Annotated in this window: 16 protein-coding genes and 1 pseudogene; 12 read left to right on the top strand and 5 right to left on the bottom strand. The window is 63.9% G+C overall.

The window, feature by feature from the left end; all coding sequences use genetic code 11:
* Positions 1–143 precede the first annotated feature (143 nt).
* Positions 144–5087, bottom strand: a complete 4944-nt coding sequence (locus tag WKB25_RS17140; RefSeq protein WP_340571905.1) for a putative Ig domain-containing protein — start codon at positions 5085–5087, stop codon at positions 144–146.
* 421 nt (positions 5088–5508) lie between these two features.
* On the opposite strand from WKB25_RS17140, the gene WKB25_RS17135 reads away from it, so the two are divergent.
* Genes WKB25_RS17135 through WKB25_RS17120 form a run of 4 tightly spaced genes read left to right on the top strand, consistent with a single transcriptional unit; the run spans position 5509 to position 7718 of the window.
* Positions 5509–6033, top strand: coding sequence for a tail fiber protein (locus WKB25_RS17135; RefSeq protein ID WP_340571904.1), 525 nt, complete (start codon positions 5509–5511; stop codon positions 6031–6033).
* Positions 6034–6063: 30 nt separating this feature from the next.
* Positions 6064–6594: a tail fiber protein gene (locus tag WKB25_RS17130; protein WP_340571903.1), complete on the top strand. Its 531-nt coding sequence runs from the start codon at positions 6064–6066 to the stop codon at positions 6592–6594.
* A gap of 37 nt (positions 6595–6631) precedes the next feature.
* Entirely contained in the window at positions 6632–7165 is a 534-nt protein-coding gene (locus WKB25_RS17125; RefSeq protein WP_340571902.1) for a tail fiber protein, read from the top strand.
* Positions 7166–7169: 4 nt separating this feature from the next.
* Positions 7170–7718, top strand: coding sequence for a GNAT family N-acetyltransferase (locus WKB25_RS17120; RefSeq protein ID WP_340571901.1), 549 nt, complete (start codon positions 7170–7172; stop codon positions 7716–7718).
* Positions 7719–7760: 42 nt separating this feature from the next.
* Here WKB25_RS17120 and WKB25_RS17115 read toward each other — a convergent pair whose 3' ends face one another.
* On the bottom strand, positions 7761–8057 hold the full coding sequence (locus WKB25_RS17115; protein ID WP_340571900.1) for a hypothetical protein: 297 nt from the start codon (positions 8055–8057) through the stop codon (positions 7761–7763).
* A gap of 80 nt (positions 8058–8137) precedes the next feature.
* On the opposite strand from WKB25_RS17115, the pseudogene WKB25_RS17110 reads away from it, so the two are divergent.
* The 4 genes and pseudogenes from WKB25_RS17110 to WKB25_RS17095 form a co-directional block, all read left to right on the top strand.
* Positions 8138–10669 (top strand): annotated as a pseudogene (locus WKB25_RS17110) (RHS repeat-associated core domain-containing protein); the annotation flags it as partial.
* Between the two features lie 39 nt (positions 10670–10708).
* Positions 10709–11011: a hypothetical protein gene (locus tag WKB25_RS17105; protein WP_340571899.1), complete on the top strand. Its 303-nt coding sequence runs from the start codon at positions 10709–10711 to the stop codon at positions 11009–11011.
* A 316-nt stretch (positions 11012–11327) separates the two neighbouring features.
* Complete coding sequence (locus WKB25_RS17100) at positions 11328–11630, top strand: hypothetical protein (RefSeq protein WP_340571898.1); 303 nt, start codon at positions 11328–11330, stop codon at positions 11628–11630.
* A 156-nt stretch (positions 11631–11786) separates the two neighbouring features.
* Positions 11787–12260 (top strand): AraC family transcriptional regulator, encoded by a 474-nt coding sequence (locus tag WKB25_RS17095; protein ID WP_340571897.1) that lies wholly within the window; start codon positions 11787–11789, stop codon positions 12258–12260.
* A 23-nt stretch (positions 12261–12283) separates the two neighbouring features.
* Here WKB25_RS17095 and WKB25_RS17090 read toward each other — a convergent pair whose 3' ends face one another.
* Positions 12284–12814: a nuclear transport factor 2 family protein gene (locus tag WKB25_RS17090; RefSeq protein ID WP_340571943.1), complete on the bottom strand. Its 531-nt coding sequence runs from the start codon at positions 12812–12814 to the stop codon at positions 12284–12286.
* 38 nt (positions 12815–12852) lie between these two features.
* Positions 12853–13221: a hypothetical protein gene (locus WKB25_RS17085; protein ID WP_340571896.1), complete on the bottom strand. Its 369-nt coding sequence runs from the start codon at positions 13219–13221 to the stop codon at positions 12853–12855.
* A gap of 368 nt (positions 13222–13589) precedes the next feature.
* On the opposite strand from WKB25_RS17085, the gene WKB25_RS17080 reads away from it, so the two are divergent.
* On the top strand, positions 13590–14162 hold the full coding sequence (locus WKB25_RS17080; RefSeq protein WP_340571895.1) for a hypothetical protein: 573 nt from the start codon (positions 13590–13592) through the stop codon (positions 14160–14162).
* Positions 14162–14449 carry a hypothetical protein gene (locus WKB25_RS17075; RefSeq protein WP_340571894.1) on the top strand — a complete coding sequence of 96 codons (288 nt, stop codon included), beginning with the start codon at positions 14162–14164 and terminating at the stop codon, positions 14447–14449. Before WKB25_RS17080 ends, WKB25_RS17075 begins: the two co-directional genes overlap by 1 nt.
* A gap of 267 nt (positions 14450–14716) precedes the next feature.
* Here the strand turns inward: WKB25_RS17075 and WKB25_RS17070 are convergent, their stop codons facing one another.
* A complete protein-coding gene (locus WKB25_RS17070) occupies positions 14717–15091 on the bottom strand; it encodes a hypothetical protein (protein WP_340571893.1) in 375 nt (124 codons plus the stop codon).
* 577 nt (positions 15092–15668) lie between these two features.
* Here WKB25_RS17070 and moaA point away from each other — a divergent pair.
* The gene (gene moaA / locus WKB25_RS17065) at positions 15669–16649 is read left to right on the top strand and encodes a GTP 3',8-cyclase MoaA (protein WP_340571892.1); all 981 of its coding nucleotides are present in this window, start codon (positions 15669–15671) and stop codon (positions 16647–16649) included.
* An 8-nt stretch (positions 16650–16657) separates the two neighbouring features.
* Positions 16658–17603, top strand: a 946-nt coding sequence (gene moaCB / locus WKB25_RS17060; RefSeq protein WP_340571891.1) for a bifunctional molybdenum cofactor biosynthesis protein MoaC/MoaB, incomplete at its 3' end; no start/stop codon positions are given.

Raw genomic sequence — 17603 nt, 5'->3', positions numbered from 1 at the left:
CTTCAGGATCAGCCGATGCTTTCGGCCTGCGCGCGAAGGTGGTCGGTTTCGATGGGCAACCGGCTGCAGGCCATTCTCCGTGTTTGAGACATGCACGGCCGGCGTTGCCGGGAGGGTGGGGCGCGTCGCCGCGCCCCACGTGGTCAGTATTTCTTTTCCAGGTTCAGCTGCACACCGTGGTCGGTGTCTTCGCTGCTGCCGAACAGGCCGCGGTATTCGATCCGCAGGCTGAGGTCGCGCTCGGTCTGCAGCACCGCACCCAGACCGAACACGAACCGGTTGCGCCTGAGCCCGTCGATTTCGCCGCGGTAGAACGGACCGCCCGGCAGATCGGCGTAGCCCATCGTCACCGGGCTGGCGTCCTGGAAGTCGTGCTGGTACTCCAACCGCAACTGTGGCGAGAGCGTGCCGAAGCGCACCGGGAAGCGATAGTCCATGTGCACGCCCAGGCTGGCGGTGGTGGTGTCCACATCCTGGTCCTGGTAGCGCAGCGCATGGATCGCGTCGCCGCGTTCGGTATAGCCGTTCAATGTGGCACGGGCCAGATCCAGGCGCGCGTAGGGGCTCACCGACACCCGGTCGCGCTGGTAGTCGCCACCGACCGACAGCGAGGCGAACCACTGCTTGCCGTCGCGGTCGCCTTGCACCATCGCGCCATTGGCAGTCACGTAGCGCCGCGAATCGAACGACAGCATCTGATAACCCAGCAGGCCATCAACGAAGAAGTACTGGCCCGGGTGATAGCTGGCGTACGCAGCCAGGGTGTAGCTCTCGCCGTGGCTGCGGGTGTCGTTGTGACCGACGTCGGTAGTGTCGCGGCCGTAGCCGATACCGGCGCCGAAGGCGAACGACTGGTTCACGCGGGTATCGGCGCCGGCGCTGATGCCGCTGGTCTGGAAGTCGAAGCCGGCGCTGCCCGAGCGACCATCGCGATCACCGCTGTTGATCGAACCGCCGGTCCACAGGGTCAGGGCGCCGTTATCGCCATTGCCGCTACGTTCGCCGCGATCCCCGCCGACGGGCGCGACAGCAACGTCGTCCCTCAGAACAGATTCGTCCAGCGCGGTCACCTGGCGGCAATCGCCGCCGGGCATGCGTCGCACCTCATCCTGGCAGCGACGATCGCGGTCGACGCCGAAGCTCAGCCCGTTCTCGAAGCGCTCCCCTCTGCCAGCACCATGCAGGCCTTCCATGCGGCGCTGGAAATTGCCGATCTGCGCAGTGGCGAAGCGACGGGTGGAGGCGGTCTGTGCGCCCAGCAGGCCCATCACTTCCGCGTCCAGCGTCGGGTCCGGTCGGCCGATCACATCAAACTCGATGGTCGCCGGCGCCGAGGTCGCGAAGGTGTTGGCCAACGTGAAGGTGGCCGTGGCGGTACCGGCGAACGTGGCCACCGGGGTGAAGGTCAGGCTATAGCCCGCGCTGGCACCGCTGCCGGACGGTGCGATGGTAGCAGTGCCGGCAGTGGCCGGCGACAGCGACACCAGGGCGGCTGCGGTGAACGGGCCGCCGGTGGCGTCAGTCGTCAACTCGACCACCGCCGCAACACCCGCATTGGCACTGACCCGGCGCGAGACCGCCACCGGCACCTGGTTGATGGTGATCGTGGCGGTGATCGGAGCCGAAGCGCCGTAGGCGTTGTTCAAGGTGTAGACGATGCTTGCGGTGCCCGAGGCGGTGGCCAGCGGGGTGTAGGTGATGTCGGTACCGGTCACGGCCGTGGTGCCGGTGGCCGGCTGCGCTACCAGTGTCACACCGGTGAACGGACCGCCGGTGGCACCCGCCGTGGTGTCGATGGTCACCGGTTGGCCGGCCACGCCAGCGATGGCCGCGCGCGGCTGCCCCGCAGGCACGGGCAATGCGTTGACGGTGATAGACACCGTGGCCGGGGCCGAGGTACCGCCCGGGCCGGTAGCGGTGTAGGTGAAGCTGTCCGCGCCGAAGTAGGTGCCTGCTGGCGTGTAGACAATGCTCATGCCGCTGGCCGTTGCGGTACCGTGCGTCGGCGCGCTGACCACGGCGATCGAGGTGATCACGCCGCCGTCGTTCGCCGTTACCGGAATCGTCACCGGTTGCTGCGACGGCGTGGTGGCGCTGTCGTCCACAGCCACCGGCACGGCGTCAGCGATGACGATGCTGTAGCTCTGGGTGGCGTTGTAGCCGGCGTCATCGGTGGAACGCACCACTGCGGTATAGCTGCCGGCCGTGGCCGGCGTACCGCTGAACACACCCGCCGAACTGAAGGCAATGCCGGGGGGCAGGGCACCGGAGGCGATCGCATAGGTATACGGCGCGATGCCTCCGCTGCTGCTCAGGCTCTGCGAATAGGCCGTGCCCACTGCGCCGCCGGGCAGGGTGGCTGGGGCCAGCACCACGGTCGCCGGAGCGATCGTGAAGGTGTACACGCGGCTGGCGGTCTGGCCGTTGGAATCGGTGGACCCCACCGTGACGCTGAAGCTTCCATCCGAACGAGGGATGCCGGTCAGCGCGCCAGCGGAGGAGAAGGACATGCCGATCGGCAGCGCACCGCTGAGCAACGCGTAGCTGTAGGGTGCTATGCCGCCGCTGGAGCTCAACTGCGCGTTGTAGGCCACGCCTGCGCTGCCGTTGGGCAGACTGGGCGGATCGATGTTGATCGTCGGGAGGCCTACGACGATGGTGTAGTTCTGCTGCAGCGAGAACGGCGCACCCGCGCCGGTGCTGGCGTCGGTGGTGCGCACGGCGATGCTGTAGTTGCCCGGCACGGTCGGCGTCCCGCTGAGCACACCGGCCGACGTCAGGTTGACGCCCACCGGCAGTGCGCCGCTGACGAGCGCGTAGCTGTACGGCGCGGTGCCGCCATTACTGGCGAAGTTGATGGTGGTGGCCACGCCGTAGTTCATCGGCAGGTTGCCCGCCGCCGGGGTCATGCCCAGGGTCGGCGCGCCAGTGGTCAGGGTGAAGCCTTGGGCGGTGGTGAACGGACCGTTGCCGGTGCTGCTGTCGGTGGCAGTGGCGACGAGGCTGAAGCTGCCCGCCGCGCTCACCGTGCCGCTTACGGTCACGCTGGTGGCGGTGGTGCCACTGACGCTAAGGCCTGCTGGCAGACCGGTGACAGTGAATCCGCTATAGGGTGCGGTGCCACCATTCCAGGTGAACGTCTGGCTGTAGCTGGCGCCGACCTGCGCGCTCATCGGGCCGCCCGCAGTCACGGTGATGCTCGGGTTGCCGACGGTGACGCTGACCGTGGCCGGTGCAGAGGTGCCGGCGCCGTTGGTGGCGGTGTAGGTGAAGCTGTCCGGGCCCGCGTACCCGGCGGTGGGCTGGTAGGTGATGGTGGTGCCGCTGGCGACGGCACTGCCGTGAGCCGCCGCAGTGCCGATGGCCAGCGAGGTCGGCATGCCGCCAGTGATGTTCAGCGTGATCGGATTGGCGCTGCTGTTGTAGGCCACGGTCGCTGACACCGGATTGGCAACCGGTGGGCTGTCGATGATCTGCAGCGTATAGCCGCGCGGTGTCGAGGTGTAGGGCCCGCTGCCAGTGCTGCTGTCGGTGGCAGTTACGGAGAAACTGGATGTGCCCGCTGATGTAGGCGTGCCCGACAGGGTACCCGCGCCGGAGAGCGTGATCCCTGGTGGCAAGCTGCCGGCGGTGACTGCATAGGTGTATGACGGGGTGCCGCCGCTGGCAGCATTGAGCGCTGCGTTGTACGCCACGCCCTGGGTGCCGTCGGCCAGGGTGGTCGCTGGCAGGGTCACGGTCGGCGCAGCAATGATCAGCGAATAGCCGCGGGAGCCGGTGTGCGGCGCGCCGGTGCCGGTGCTGCTGCTGGTGGCGGTAACGGTGAAGTTGAAGGTGCCGCCCGCAGTTGGCGTACCGCTGATGGCGCCGCTGCTGACATTGAGCGTCACGCCGGCCGGCAACGCGCCTGAAGTGATCGCATAGGTGTACGGGGCGATGCCGCCACCGGCGCTGACCGACTGGCTGTACGTCGTGGCGACCGTGCCATCGGGCAGCGTGGTCGGCGTGATGGCGATCACCGGCGGTGCCACCGCCAGGGAATAGGCGCGTGAACCGGTGAACGTATTGGCGTCTGTTGCAGTCACGGTGAAGTTGAAGGTGCCGGCTGCGGTCGGCGTGCCGGCCAGTGCGCCAGTGCTGGTGTTGAGGCTCAACCCGGCGGGCAGCGAGCCTGCGGTGATGGCGAAGGTGTAGGGCGCGGTGCCGCCGTTGGCGCTGAGGGTCTGGCTGTAGGCCACGGCGACGGTTGCGCTCGGAACGGTGGCCGGGCTGATCGAGATGGTCGGTGGCGGAATCACCTGCAGGGTCACTGACTTGACCTCCGCATAGCTGCCGGTGCCGGTGCTGCTGTCGGTGACGCGGATACCGAAGGTATAGCTGCCCTGGGTGGTGGGCGTGCCGCTCAGGGTCGCGCCGCTCAGGCTCAGGCCGGGCGGCAGGGTGCCGTTTTCATACGCGAACGTGTAGCCGGGCACGCCACCGCTGGCAGTAAAGGTCACCGAATAGGCAAGGTTCTGCGCGGCAGACGGAGACGACGGCGCGATGGTAAGGGTCGGGTTGGCTGCCGAACCGCTGAAGGAGCGCACGCCGCTGGCAGCGGTGCTGTCGGTGGCGCGGATGGTGAAGGCGTAGGCGCCGCGCTGGGTGGGTGTACCGCTGATGGTGTTTCCGCTCAGGCTCAGGCCTGGCGGAATGGAACCGGTGTCCAGGCTGTAGGTGTACGGTCCGGTGCCGCCGCTGGCACTGAGGCTGGTGCTGAAAGGCACGCCTACCGTCAGGTTGACCGCAGGCGAGGCGGCGAGGGTGATGGCTGATGCCGGAGCGATGGTTACGGTGACGGTGATATCACCGTTCGAGTCGTCCTGGATGACGAAGGTATCGCTGGTGGCGCTGTCGCCGTTGTGGGTGTAGGTCAGCGGCAGGTTGGCACCCGACTGCACACCGACAGTGCGGCTGCCGTGTGCGGTTGCCGCAGTACCTGCGGAGATGCCGAAGCCGCCGTGGCAACTGTTGATGTTGATGGTCTGCGAGCCACTGTTGGCGACCGACATGCTCAGCGTCGGGCAGAAGGCCGATGGCACTGCCATCGCCACTTGCGGCCACAGGCTTCCCGCGCACAACAGCACGACAGCAATCCGTGAGCAGAACGAGGAAAAGAGAGTGTGCGAACGCGCACGCGGCGTCCCCACGCGGTGCGCTGATGACTGATGCATGTTCTGCCCCTGTTGGCACCGCACCGGCTCGACCGTCCCAAGGACATCGAGCCAGAACGGCGAGACCTTACCCCTGTCCGCGGACACCGGGCTGGACCCGGTACCGCACCCCTTGCGAACTGCTGGCAAGCATTCAAGCAGGATTCAGTGTGAAAAAGAAAGAGCCCGTATATTCATGAATTATTAATGTTGCGCCCGCACATAGATTTTGCTTGTACGGCATACGGAGTGTGAGCGAGAGTAGCGGCGGCAGCGGACATGACGTCCATGCCACCAACCTTTCGGGGGAAAAGGTATGACCGAAGTCTTCCTCGGGCAGATAATGCTCACGGGGTTCGCGTTCGCGCCCAAGGGATTCGCCCTTTGCAACGGACAGCTGCTTTCCATCGCCCAGAATCAGGCGCTGTTTTCTCTGCTGGGAACCATGTACGGCGGTGACGGCAGAACCACGTTCGCCTTGCCCAACCTGCAATCGCGTACCCCGGTGGGCGCCGGTCCTTCGGCGGATGGGGGCTGGAACCCTGCGGCTTACGTCCAAGGGGAAGTGGGCGGTGTGGAGAGCGTCACCCTGCTGCCCACTCAGGTTCCGGCCCACAGCCCGGTGGTCAACGGCACCACCACTGCAGGTACGGCCCGCAACCCTACCGGGGGCCTGTACGGCACCAGCGGCAGCGCCATCTTCGGACCGGCCAACGGCACCCTGGTTCCACTGCAGGGCGTGGGGCCGGGCGGCGGCAGCCAACCGCATCCGAACCTGCAGCCCTACACCGTGATCAATTTCGTGATCGCGCTGAACGGCATTTTCCCGTCGCGCAACTGATTCTTCCGACGCCCATTACAGGAGTTCCCCATGAGCACCCCTTACATCGGAGAAATCCGCATGTTCGGCTTTGCGCGCGTGCCCGACGGCTGGTTCGCATGCGACGGTTCGCTTCAATCGATTGCCGAGTACGAAATGCTGTACACCGTGATCGGCACCACTTACGGCGGCGACGGCATCAATACCTTCGGTGTGCCTGACCTGCGTGGCCGCGTGCCGATCCACCAGGGCCGCGGACAGGGATTGAGTACCTACGTGATCGGGCAGAAAGCGGGCAGCGAAAGTGTCACTCTGCTGCAGACGCAGTTGCCGCAACATACCCCATCGCTGATGGCCACCACCGGCCTGGCAACCACCGGTGCGGTTGGCGCTACCGTAGTGCCGGCAGCGTTGTCAGGCGAGACCATGTACGTCACCGATATCACCGGGGCCAACGGCGCGACCCTGGCGGCCAATGCCGTTGTCAGCATGGGTGGCAACCAGCCGCACGACAACGAGATGCCCACGCTCACGGTGCAGTTCTGCATCGCCTGGGCTGGCGTCTTCCCTTCGCAAGGCTGAGCCGCCACCTGCGCATACTCGATTCCAGGACACGACCATGACCGAACCTTTCATCGGCGAAATCCAGATCTTCGGCTTCAACTTCCCGCCGCGTGGCTGGGCAAGCTGCAATGGCGTGACCCTGCCGATCCAGCAGAACACTGCGCTGTTTTCGCTGCTGGGCACCCAGTACGGTGGCGACGGACGAACGACGTTCCAGCTGCCCAACTTCGTCAACCGCGCGGCCACCGAGCAGGGCCAGGGTGCGGGGCTGTCCCCACGCAGCATCGGTGAAGCCTATGGCAGCAATTCGGTGGCATTGACGCAGATGGAAATGCCGTCGCACAGCCACTCCCTGACGATCTACAACCAGCCCGACCAGTCCAAGCGCACCAGCACTCCGGTGGCCGGCAACTACCTGGGCCTGCCGACCTCAGGGGCGCCGTTCGTGGCCAACGCCACCGCCAACGCACAGTTCAGTCCCAGCATGATCGGTCCGTCCGGTGGCGGCCAGCCGCATGAAAACCGCCAGCCCTACCTCGCGACGAATTTCTGCATCGCGTTGCAGGGTGTGTTCCCCAGCTTCAGCTGAAGATATGCAGGCTTCGTCGCAGCTCACCTCATTTCCGGCGGGCCGCGACGACCGCCTGCGTACCCCTGCGTGGCTGCGCGAGCGCGGGTATGTCCTGCGCCCGCTGCGCGATGAGGACCTGCCGTGGCTGCGCGATCTCTACGCCAGCACCCGCGCCGAGGAACTGGCTCCGGTGCCTTGGCCCGCGGCGGCCAAGCGCGCGTTTGTCGACAGCCAGTTCGCGCTGCAGCACCAGCACTACCAGGCGCACTACGGCGATTCGGATTTTCTTGCCATAGAGCGTGGCGGTGTGCCGGTTGGCCGCTATTACCTGCAGCGCGGAACATCAGATCACCTGATCGTCGATGTCTGCCTGTTTCCCGGTGAGCGCGGACGTGGCCTGGCTGCGGCGCTGATCAGCCACAGCCAAGGCGAGGCCGCCGTGCTGGGCTGCGGCATGACCCTGCACGTGCAGGCTGACAACGTTGCCGCGCAGCGCCTGTACCGGCGCGCGGGATTCGCCGTTATCCACGACCAGGGCTCGCATCTGTTGCTGCGTTGGGCACGGGACTGAGCCGGCGACACGCCGCCGCCTGCCTGTCCGCGGGGCACATTCTCAGTTGAAGATCGCCTGATACAGGAATCCCGCCTGCTCACGCGCCACCGGCACCAGGAAAATGCCTACCTCACCGACGTCGGCGTGGCGCATCTGATAGATCTGCTGCGGAAACAGGAAGGCCGAGCCGTTGCGGAACAACAGCGAGAACGGCACACGCGCCGCGCCTGGCGGCAGTTGCGATGGATTCAGCGCGCGCGCCTCCACCAGCACGAACGGAACCTCGCCGTCGTTGATGACTGCCAAGAAGGTCTGGTCAACGTGGCGGGCGAAATGGTCGAGCGTCAGCAATTCCATGCAGGGTTCCCCTAAACCGAACCGCATCGTCGCCGCGCTGCACGCCCGATGCAAGTGCGTCCTTGGGACTCCCGGCAGGCGACGCCTACGGGCGACCGTTGTCGGTGAAGGATGCCAATGGCGTGGTCACCGACTACGCCTACCATGCTCGTGGCTGGCCCAACTCGGTGACCGTACGCGGCGCCACCACCGCCGAGGATCGATCCACCCAGATCAGCTACTGGCCCACCGGCCAGGTTCAACAGGTCACCGAGCCCGATGGCAGCAGCGTGACCTACGTGTATGACGCGGCACAACGACTGACCGACATCGAGGACAACGCCGGCAACACCGTCCACTACACGCTGGACAATGCCGGCAATCGCCTGAAGGAGGATACCCTGGATGCGAGCGGCACCCTGCGCCGCACCCTGGCACGCACCTTCAACACGATTGGCCAGCTTACGGCGCTGAAGGACGCCGGCAACCACGCCACCAGCTTCACCTACGATGCAAACGGCAACCCGCAGACGGTGACCGACGCCCTGCAGCGCGTCACCAGCCAGCAGTACGATCCGCTGAACCGGCTGGCGCGGACCCTGCAGGACGTCGGCGGTGTTGCGGCGGAAATCCGCAGCCAGTACAACGCGCTGGACCAGGTCACCCAGGTGACCGACCCGAAGGGCCTGCACACCACCTACGCGTACAACGGCTTTGGTGACCTGACCGGCCAGATCAGTCCGGACAGTGGCGCCAGCAGCTTCACTGTTGATGTGGCTGGCAACCGCAAGACCGCCACCGACGCGCGCGGTGTCACTGCCACCTATCAGTACGATGCACTCAACCGCCTGACTGGTATTGCCTATCCGGACCCCAATCTGGACGTGGGCTACAGCTATGATGTGGCGCCGGCCGTCTGCGTGGCTGATGAGCGATTCGCCAAGGGGCGCCTGGGGCAGGTGCTGCACGCCAGTGGCAGCACGCAGTACTGCCACAACCGCTTCGGCGAGATCACCCGCAAGGTGCAGACCGTCAACGGTGTCGTCAGCACGTTGCGATATGCCTACAGCAACTCGGGCCGCCTGACGGCGTTGACCTACCCGGACGGCAGCGTGGCTGACTACTTGCGCGATACCCAAGGGCGCATTAGCCAGATCGGACTGACCCGGCCTGGCCAAGCGCGCCAGATCGTGGTGAACAACGTGAGCTATGCAGCCTTCGGCCCGGCGACCGGTTGGACCTATGGCAACGGCCGTCAATTGCAGCGGCCGCTGGACCTGGACTACCGCCCGCAGGCCGTGCATGACCCGGCGGCAGGGGGCCTGTCGCTGAGCTATGGCTATGATCCGGTGGGTTCGATCACCGAGCTGAAGAACGGCGCAGGGTCCGAAGTGCTGGCCAAGTACGCTTATGACGCGCTCGGCCGCCTGACCCAGACCCAGGACGGTACGACCGGCACGCCGATTGAAACCTACGGCTACGACGCCACCGGCAACCGGACCTCGCTGACTACGTCGGCTGGAACGGCCGCCTATACCTATCCGGCAACCAGCCACCGGCTGACTGCGGTGGATGGCGAGGTGCGGAATCACGACGCATCGGGCAACACCACCAGCATTGGCAGCAAGGTGTTCACCTATAACGATGCCAACCGGATGAACGCGGTGAAGCAGGGTAGCGCCGTGCTGGAGAGCTATGCGTACAACCATCGCGGCGAGCGCGTGCTGCGCACCCCAGCCGGTGGTGCAGCACAGCTCACGCTGTATGGCGAGGCAGGGCAGTGGCTGGGCAACTATTCGGCCACGGGGCAGGCGCAGCAACAGGCGATCTGGCTGGACAACTATCCGGTGGCACTGATCAATGTGCCGGGCACCGGCGTGCCGGAGCTGGCCTACATCCAGCCGGACCACCTGGGTACGCCGCGCGTGGTGATCGACTCCGTGCGCGATGTTGCGATCTGGGAGTGGAGCAACAAGAGCGAAGTGTTCGGTGATCAAGCACCGGACGACGACCCCGATGGGGATGGAGTGGCGTTTGAGCTGGCGTTGCGATTCCCTGGGCAGCAGGCGACGGATGCGAGTGGGTTGTTCTACAACTACCAGCGCGAGTATGAGCCGGCGATTGGTCGATATTCACAGAGCGATCGGATTGGTCTTCTTGGAGGAATCACCACTTTCGCTTATGTGGACTCCGATCCAATCTCATTTATCGACTCTGAAGGCCAGCAGCGTGGTCGACCCGGTGGTGGGAATTCGCGCCAACGTGCGATGTGGAACTCGGCAATCAGAAGAGAGATCAAAAGTAACAGCCACACGACACCCATCTACACGAACGGTCTCTCACCTGAGTCCGTGGCTTCAGCCGAGAATATGGCGAGTCTTATGTCAGAGTTCGATTACACTCAGTACTGCAGGAAAGCTATAAAGCGTGCCAGCCTCCTCGCCTGTTCTCTCAATGATGACGTTCAGACGAATTGGATGCCCTCGAACCCGACGGTTGCACAGGTCAATTCGCGCGGATATCAGTGCCTGGAACCGTACTGCAATGAGGGCTCGCCCCCATTTGGACCGGTGGATCCGAAGCCTTATGGCTGGGGGATCGAAATTTTCAAGGTATGGCGTTCCCGCAAGTAGTGTCTGTTTTGAGATATTCCATCAGTATTGGAGCCGTTGATGTCGAAACCCAAGCGAGCTTGGCGCCCCCTCGTTTTCTTTCCGGGCTTGGTATTCTGCAGTCTGGCTGCCTTCATGGGCGTCTTGGTTCTGAAGTTTGGAATCAACAATAGCGGCACGCTGTGCGGTCGACTTTGTGGTTTTGGATTTGCGATTCAGCAGTACTTTGGCCAATTGGCCTATGAGAGGGCCGTCGCGGCGATGTGCTTCGTCGCGGCGGCAGTAGCGTTGGATATCGCGATCCGACAAGGGCTGCGCGACAGTCCATCAGCCCATTCAGGAAAGAAACGGCGTCAACGATGAAGACTTTTCAGTTCCACGGACGCCGGCGTAGTGCTGCAAGCCATCGTGCATCAAGGAGTACGAGCAGCACTGCTCATCATGCGGCCGGCTCAGCTGTCGATCCCGGAGATGACCAAGCCCCCCAAGGCTGACGGATTGGGCGTTCCCAGCTGCGAGGCGGCGTGCATGGATTCATGCCGGAGATGGAAGGGGTGTTGACCGTGGCTTGCCAAGGCACAGCAAACGGTTTCATCGCGCCAGGGAAGGTCTGATCAAAGTCGGCGAGCACGGGGTGCGTGAGCGCTGAAGTTTCCGCAGGGGAGGATGGATGACTTGGATGTTGGTTGTTTTCTATGCGGCCCTCTTGGTGCTCGCGTATTTCGCAATGGTTGGTAGAACTCCCACCAGAAGGCTCTTCTCCGCGATTGGAATCATTGCGGTCCAGATAGCTTCGCTTGTGTGGATTCAGATCATTGCCAGAGCGCTGGGCTCGCAGTCCAATCATGGTTCTTATTCCTTGGGAGTCGGGGAGCTCTACCTCGCCATACGCCCCATCCTCTTGTTCAACGTGGCAGTGTGCATCGCCCTTGTTCTGATCTTCCTGGTTGCTCTATCCGGAAAGAGGGCGGCAGGCGAGTGAGCGAGGGGCAATGCTGTTGATGAGACGGAGTAAAACGCGAGACAAAGGGGGGGGGCTGCAGTACCGGTGGGCCTTTTCCCGTTCGCTGGTGAGCCTGGAGGCGCAAGGTGCATTCCAAGCGAGTCTCGTTCAGCGCTCTCACCGATGGTGCGCGAGATGATCCTGCACCTGGCCGATGTGCCGCAGGACTACCCGCGCGGCGGGCATGTCGAGCGGCTGGCGCGGGTGCTGCTGGACGAACTGGTGCAGATGCCGGCCGAGCGGTTGTACCTGCCGGTGAGCGATCACCCCAAGATCCGTGCGCTGGCTGCGGCGCTGTCGGCCGATCCGGCCGACCGCAGCACCATCAGTGAATGGGCCAAACGCCTGGCACTGGGCGAGCGCACGTTGACGCGCCTGATTGATCGGGAAACCGGTCTGTCGTTCGGGCGCTGGCGGCAGCAACTGCACCTGCTGGTTGCGATTCGGGAGCTTGCCGGCGGCGCGGCGGTGCAGCGGGTTTCTGAAACCCTGGGCTACGAGTCGGTGACAGCGTTCATCACGATGTTCAAGAAAGCGCTGGGGCAGTCGCCTACGCGGTATTTTGCGAAGCGGCTGCGGAATCAGGATTCTGCTGCTCGTGGCGGTTGACGTTGACTGGCTGAAACGGAGTATCAGCTCTCCCCAGGACTGCGTTTGTCGCGTATCGAATAGATCACTGAAAAGATCTTCCAGCCCCGTTCGGTGCGGATCAGCTGCCACATTTCCCGGCCCCAGTTTTGTTTCGCACCGTTGGCGTGGAAGCTGTAATCGAACGACACAGATGCCGCATCGACGTCTGTGTCGATCTTCGTGTTGAAGAACTTCTCCTCTCGTCGCTCTGCAGTGGCCACGGCCTCATCGATGAGCGAAATGAAGTTGTTCGATGGGATCTTTCGTGCCTTGACCGCATCGGGCTTGGCCGTGCGGATGTCCGCCAATCGCCGGTCTTCGGACACGAACTGCCAGCCGATGTCTTCCGGTCTATCCGAGAAGAACAAGCTCATGTAGGTCGGTTTGTCCTTGTTGATCAGCGAGGTGCGGAAGGACTCGATCACCTGTTTAATCGCTTCCACATCGGCAGGCGTGCTTTGCTCTGCCCAAGCTGGAAGGCTGGGCAACAGGCACAGGGCGAGGGTGGTAAGGACCGTTCCTGGAATGCGCATCTGTAATTTCGGGTTGAAGAGGAGGGCGGGCATGCGCATCAGCGAGCGTACGTGCGCCAGAAGAGCACGCGATTGCCCGTGCCGCTTGTTGCGACGAAGATCGACTTGCCGAATTCGGGCTCGCAACGAAAGAAGGTATAGGAGCGCTTCAGAGCGGTCTCACTCGGCCACCAGCTTCGATTGAACAGCGCCGGCTGCGTAGCGCTGTGGTCGACGGGCCGGCAACCGGGCGGCAACAACAACTGCTTGCTGCGTGGTTTGCTGAAGGCAAGCGCGCTCACGTTTGAATCGAGGTCGTGCACCTCGCGCAGGTCGGTAGCCTCATCGGGCACCCACGCGGGAATCCAGCCCTTGGCAATCATCTCGGCGTCGACGGCTTCCTGCTTCGTGGCGTAGGAACTGTCCATCACCAGATCGCAGGAGGTGAGTATCAAGCAGAGTGCGAAGAGGAGGGGCAGCCTCATGCGGTCTGAAAATGGAGGTAATGTCGGGGTCATAGACGATCCTGCAGCGCATCCTTGCATCACTGGCTTGACGGTGCACGCTAGCACTAATGAAGACTGGAAGCAGTTTGGGGGGGAGTACTTTGATCACCAGGGCAGGGTCGTTGCCGATATCGATAAGCGTGACCGACATCCAACGGCTTGACTTGATTATGTAATGGGCTTGAAGTCGGGAGTCGCTGGTCTGGCTGCAGCGGAAATTAGCAATTACCACAAGCATCTCCCTAGAGGTACTATACTTTGCGGCGTTCTGGAAAGGTGAGTGCCCTGGCATGAAATCCATAGCACTTTGGAGAATGAAGCGCCGGGCCAAGAGTAGTGGTCTGCGCGCCGTTGGCAACTTTTTGATTGCATTTCATACGCGGGATGTTATCTCAGGCTTCACGTTGGATCCTGCTCCATCCTCTACCTATATATGGACCTTCGTAGTTCCGACCTATGATGATTTGTCCTTCCTGCACATGTCTCTAGGTCAGAGGATTGCAAGCGCGGAAGTGGATAAAGATTTTTTCTGTGGGATGCATAAGACGCACGCCAAAAAACTTGAGGCGGTGAAGACGGCGGCAGATCTGTTGATCTATGTCGACGGCCTTGACTTCACTAGCGAGTACTCGGAGTGGATAAAATACATATCCGCCATCCGGCTTGGCGATTTCGTTGCGGCAGATGCCACGCTGAAGAGGCTTTTGAATTTGCCAATGTCCAATGCGGTTCAACGTAGATTGGATGCAATTCTTTCTGTACTGAAGAGCGGTGGCGGATCAGGCGCACAGCATCTTCTGGAGAGCTGGTCTGCTCAGACGGCTCGATTAATCGGTGACAGTTCTGGAGTTTGCGAGCAGTAGTGAATCGTTTCATCACGTGTAACAAGGGCGCAACTGGTAACGCCGATGACTGGCCGATGAAAAAATTTAATGCACCGAGAATCGCGAACGTCGGATTGATCGTCGCTGGCTTGGCTGCCGGCCCGATGGTCGGGGAGCACGAGGTGGCCGGGTCGTTCGCGGATGGGCTGATCCTCACGCTGGTTTTCGTCGCGCTTATTGTATTTGTTTCAGGATTTCTATCGATACTGATGCGGCAGCCAATGCATAGGTCGACGATTGATGCCCCTTTGTTTGAATTTGGCTAATTTGTCCAGCAGTGCTTCATGTCAGGCTTGATTCTCTGTGCAATGGCATTGGGCGCGATCGGTTACACCTTGGTTACAGGTGGAGGCCAAGGGTGGCGATTGTTTGCTGCCATTGCCGCAGGATGCCTGCTGGGAAGTTTTGCTTCTTCCTGGTTGTTCGCCTCCCGAGGTGCAGTGGAGCGCTAGCTTTGCTGTCCCGGCATTCCAGCTTGGGCCTGCTGGCCTGCGCTGGCAGCGCGAGAAGAATGCATTCCACACGGGCCGCGTTCACCCCTCCACCTGCAACCGCCCCACAGCCTGCGCACTCAACGCCAGGCACGCCAGCATCAGCCCTTCCATCACCCGGTCGCCCACATAGTCCTCGGGCTCGCCGTTCTGCCGGGTTCGCTCTGCCGCCAGCAGCACCTCCTGTACCACCCGCAACCCGGCCAGTGCGCAATCGGCATCGGCAAGCGCCATGCAGCGCCCGGGCAATTGATGCCGCTCCGGCCAGGGCCGCCCGTCGGCCGCAGCGCCTTTGCCGATGCGCTTCAGGTTGGCAATCAGGGTATTCGCATCCGCGCAGGGCACAGCCTCTGCCAGGTCATCGTCATTGGCCGGGTCACGGTAGGCGTGCAGGTGGGGAAGGTCAGATCCGTTCATGGCGAGGCTCCGTGCAAGGCAATCGGTAGCCGCCACACAGAGGTGGCGGACGGTACGTGGTTCGAATCCGGGTTGACGTCAAGCCGGTGGGCGCGAACGCCCCCACGCACCGCCCGCCATAGCCGGCAGACGGATTGCCAGCCGGCGCCACGGAATGTGGACGCCGGCTGGCAAGCGCAATCACTCAACGCCAACACGGGATTCGAAACCCGGCCACCCGTTTTCGGTGGCACGCCATCTGAGCCCGCGTCGCTGTGCAATGCCAATCAGAAGAGTTGCAAATAGCTCACGATTGGAGACGCTTTCGGCATTGAACCACGCTGTTAAGTACTGGCAGCGCTGGCTGCCGCGTTGGTCCACTGCGACCAGGCAATCTGCGACAGGCGTCGTGGTTGGGTGAAGGAGTGGGGGACGGCAGGCGGTTCGAAAACGACAGGGCTGGCGGCCCTACCAATCGGTGCATTCGCAGTCGGGGCCGCGGGTTGACGCTTTCAGCGCCCCGGCGCACTCTGAGTGCTCGGGTCGACAACCCGTTCAGGCGCCCAGCGGCACGGTGGAGTCAGGAGGTGAAACAGCCATGAGCCAACTCACCGACGGATTCGGGCGCAGCTTTCCCTATCTGCGCCTGTCGTTGACCGAGGCCTGCAACTTCCGTTGCAGTTACTGCCTGCCCAACGGTTATCAGGCCGATGGCCGCCCGCGCTTCCTGGCGGTGGACGAGATCGCGCGCCTGGTGCGCGCGTTTGCCATGTTGGGGATGACCAAGATCCGCCTTACCGGTGGCGAGCCCAGCCTGCGCAAGGACCTGGATGAGATCATCGCCACGGTGGCGGCCGTGCCGGGCATCCGCAAGGTGGCCATCACCACCAATGGCACGTTGCTGCCGCGGCGCCTGCCGGGCTGGCACCGGGCCGGCCTGACCGCGCTTAACGTGAGCATGGACAGCCTGCAGCGCGAGCGCTTCAGCACCATCACCGGCCACGACCGCCTGCCGGAAATCCAGCAGGGGCTGGCGATGGCGCAGGCACTGGGTCTGCCGGCCATCAAGCTCAACGCGGTGCTGCTGCGCGGCCTGAACGACGACGAGCTGCCGCAGTGGATGGACTTCCTGCGCGACCGTCCTTTCAGCGTGCGCTTCATCGAACTGATGCGCACCGGCGACAACGAAGCCTATTTCCAGCGGCACCACCTGCGTGCCGACGTGATGATCGAGCAGCTGCTGGCCGCCGGTTGGCACGAGCGCCCGAGCGCGGCCGATGCCGGCCCGGCGCGTGAATTCAGCCACCCGCAGCATCGCGGCACGGTGGGCATCATCGCGCCGTACTCGCGTGACTTCTGCAAGGGCTGCAATCGCCTGCGGGTGACCGCCAAGGGCGATCTGCGGCTGTGCCTGTTCGGCGAATTCGGCGTGCCGCTGCGCCCGCTGCTGCAGAGCGACGATGACCAGGACGCGCTGCTGGCACGCATCACCACACAGCTTGGCCTGAAAGCAGCCGGGCACGGATTGCACCAGGGCCAGACCGGGTTGACCCCGCATCTGGCCTCGATCGGAGGATGAGGAGCGCGATGAGGGGTGAATTGACTGCGGCCTTCCACATGGCCGATGTGCGCGACAAGCGCGTTACCCGCCGCCGCGCGGTGGCGGTGGGCGAGCTGCACGCGGGTCCAGTGGCCTATCCGCTGATCGTCGAGCGCCGCCTGCCCAAGGGCGATGCGCTGGTGATGGCCGAGATTGCCGGGTTGCAGGGGGCGAAGATGGCCTCGATGCTGATGCCGCTGTGCCACCCGCTGCCGCTGGAACTGGTGCAGGTGTACTGCGCGCCGGTGCCGGAACGGCAGTCGATCCGCGTGTGGTGCGAGTGCGCCAGCGAGGCCCGCACCGGTGTGGAGATGGAAGCACTGGCCGGGGTGAACGCCGCACTGCTGACCCTGTACGACCTGAGCAAGCCGGTGGAGCCGGCGCTGCGCATCGAGGGGATCCGTCTGCTGTTCAAGGAAGGCGGCAAGCGCGGCCTGTGGCTGCATCCTGATGGCATGGACGAGGGCGAGCACGCGCGCTTCAGGCCGCGCCCGCCGAAGGGCCTGAACGGTGCGGCCTGTGCGGTGATCACCCTGAGCGATCGCGCCAGCGAGGGTAGCTATGCCGACGAGTCCGGCCCGAAGCTGGTGAGCGGACTGCAGTCGCTCGGTGGCGAGGTGGTGGCTGCCGAGGTACTGCCCGATGGCATCGAGCCGCTGGCGGGCCGCCTGCGTGCGCTGGCGGGCGAGGGCGTACGCCTGTGCCTGTGTACCGGTGGCACCGGGCTGGGCCCGCGCGACCTGACCCCGGAGGCGCTGCGTTCGTTAAACGCGCGGCCGGTGCACGGGCTGGCGCAGATGGTGCGTGCGTTGAGTGCGCAGCACACGCCGATGGCCTGGTTGAGCCGTGCCGAGGTGGTGCAGCTGGATGACATGCTGGTGTTCGCGCTGCCGGGCAGCCCGCGTGCGGCAGCGCAGTGCCTGGACATTCTGG

Origin of the sequence: Stenotrophomonas sp. G106K1, assembly GCF_037969685.1 — a bacterium.
Lineage (GTDB): Bacteria > Pseudomonadota > Gammaproteobacteria > Xanthomonadales > Xanthomonadaceae > Stenotrophomonas > Stenotrophomonas lactitubi.
The sequence above is the reverse complement of the archived record's forward strand: the minus strand, read 5'-3'. Positions and strand labels throughout refer to the sequence as shown.

Coding starts and splice junctions, on each gene's coding strand:
- WKB25_RS17095 (WP_340571897.1), top strand. CDS start 11,787: ATGATCCTGCACCTGGCCGATGTGCCGCAGGACTACCCGCGCGGCGGG.
- WKB25_RS17140 (WP_340571905.1), bottom strand. CDS start 5,087: ATGGCAGTGCCATCGGCCTTCTGCCCGACGCTGAGCATGTCGGTCGCC.
- WKB25_RS17070 (WP_340571893.1), bottom strand. CDS start 15,091: ATGAACGGATCTGACCTTCCCCACCTGCACGCCTACCGTGACCCGGCC.
- WKB25_RS17125 (WP_340571902.1), top strand. CDS start 6,632: ATGACCGAACCTTTCATCGGCGAAATCCAGATCTTCGGCTTCAACTTC.
- WKB25_RS17130 (WP_340571903.1), top strand. CDS start 6,064: ATGAGCACCCCTTACATCGGAGAAATCCGCATGTTCGGCTTTGCGCGC.
- WKB25_RS17085 (WP_340571896.1), bottom strand. CDS start 13,221: ATGGACAGTTCCTACGCCACGAAGCAGGAAGCCGTCGACGCCGAGATG.
- WKB25_RS17090 (WP_340571943.1), bottom strand. CDS start 12,814: ATGCGCATTCCAGGAACGGTCCTTACCACCCTCGCCCTGTGCCTGTTG.
- WKB25_RS17120 (WP_340571901.1), top strand. CDS start 7,170: ATGCAGGCTTCGTCGCAGCTCACCTCATTTCCGGCGGGCCGCGACGAC.
- WKB25_RS17135 (WP_340571904.1), top strand. CDS start 5,509: ATGACCGAAGTCTTCCTCGGGCAGATAATGCTCACGGGGTTCGCGTTC.
- WKB25_RS17100 (WP_340571898.1), top strand. CDS start 11,328: ATGTTGGTTGTTTTCTATGCGGCCCTCTTGGTGCTCGCGTATTTCGCA.
- WKB25_RS17080 (WP_340571895.1), top strand. CDS start 13,590: ATGAAATCCATAGCACTTTGGAGAATGAAGCGCCGGGCCAAGAGTAGT.
- moaA (WP_340571892.1), top strand. CDS start 15,669: ATGAGCCAACTCACCGACGGATTCGGGCGCAGCTTTCCCTATCTGCGC.
- WKB25_RS17115 (WP_340571900.1), bottom strand. CDS start 8,057: ATGGAATTGCTGACGCTCGACCATTTCGCCCGCCACGTTGACCAGACC.
- WKB25_RS17105 (WP_340571899.1), top strand. CDS start 10,709: ATGTCGAAACCCAAGCGAGCTTGGCGCCCCCTCGTTTTCTTTCCGGGC.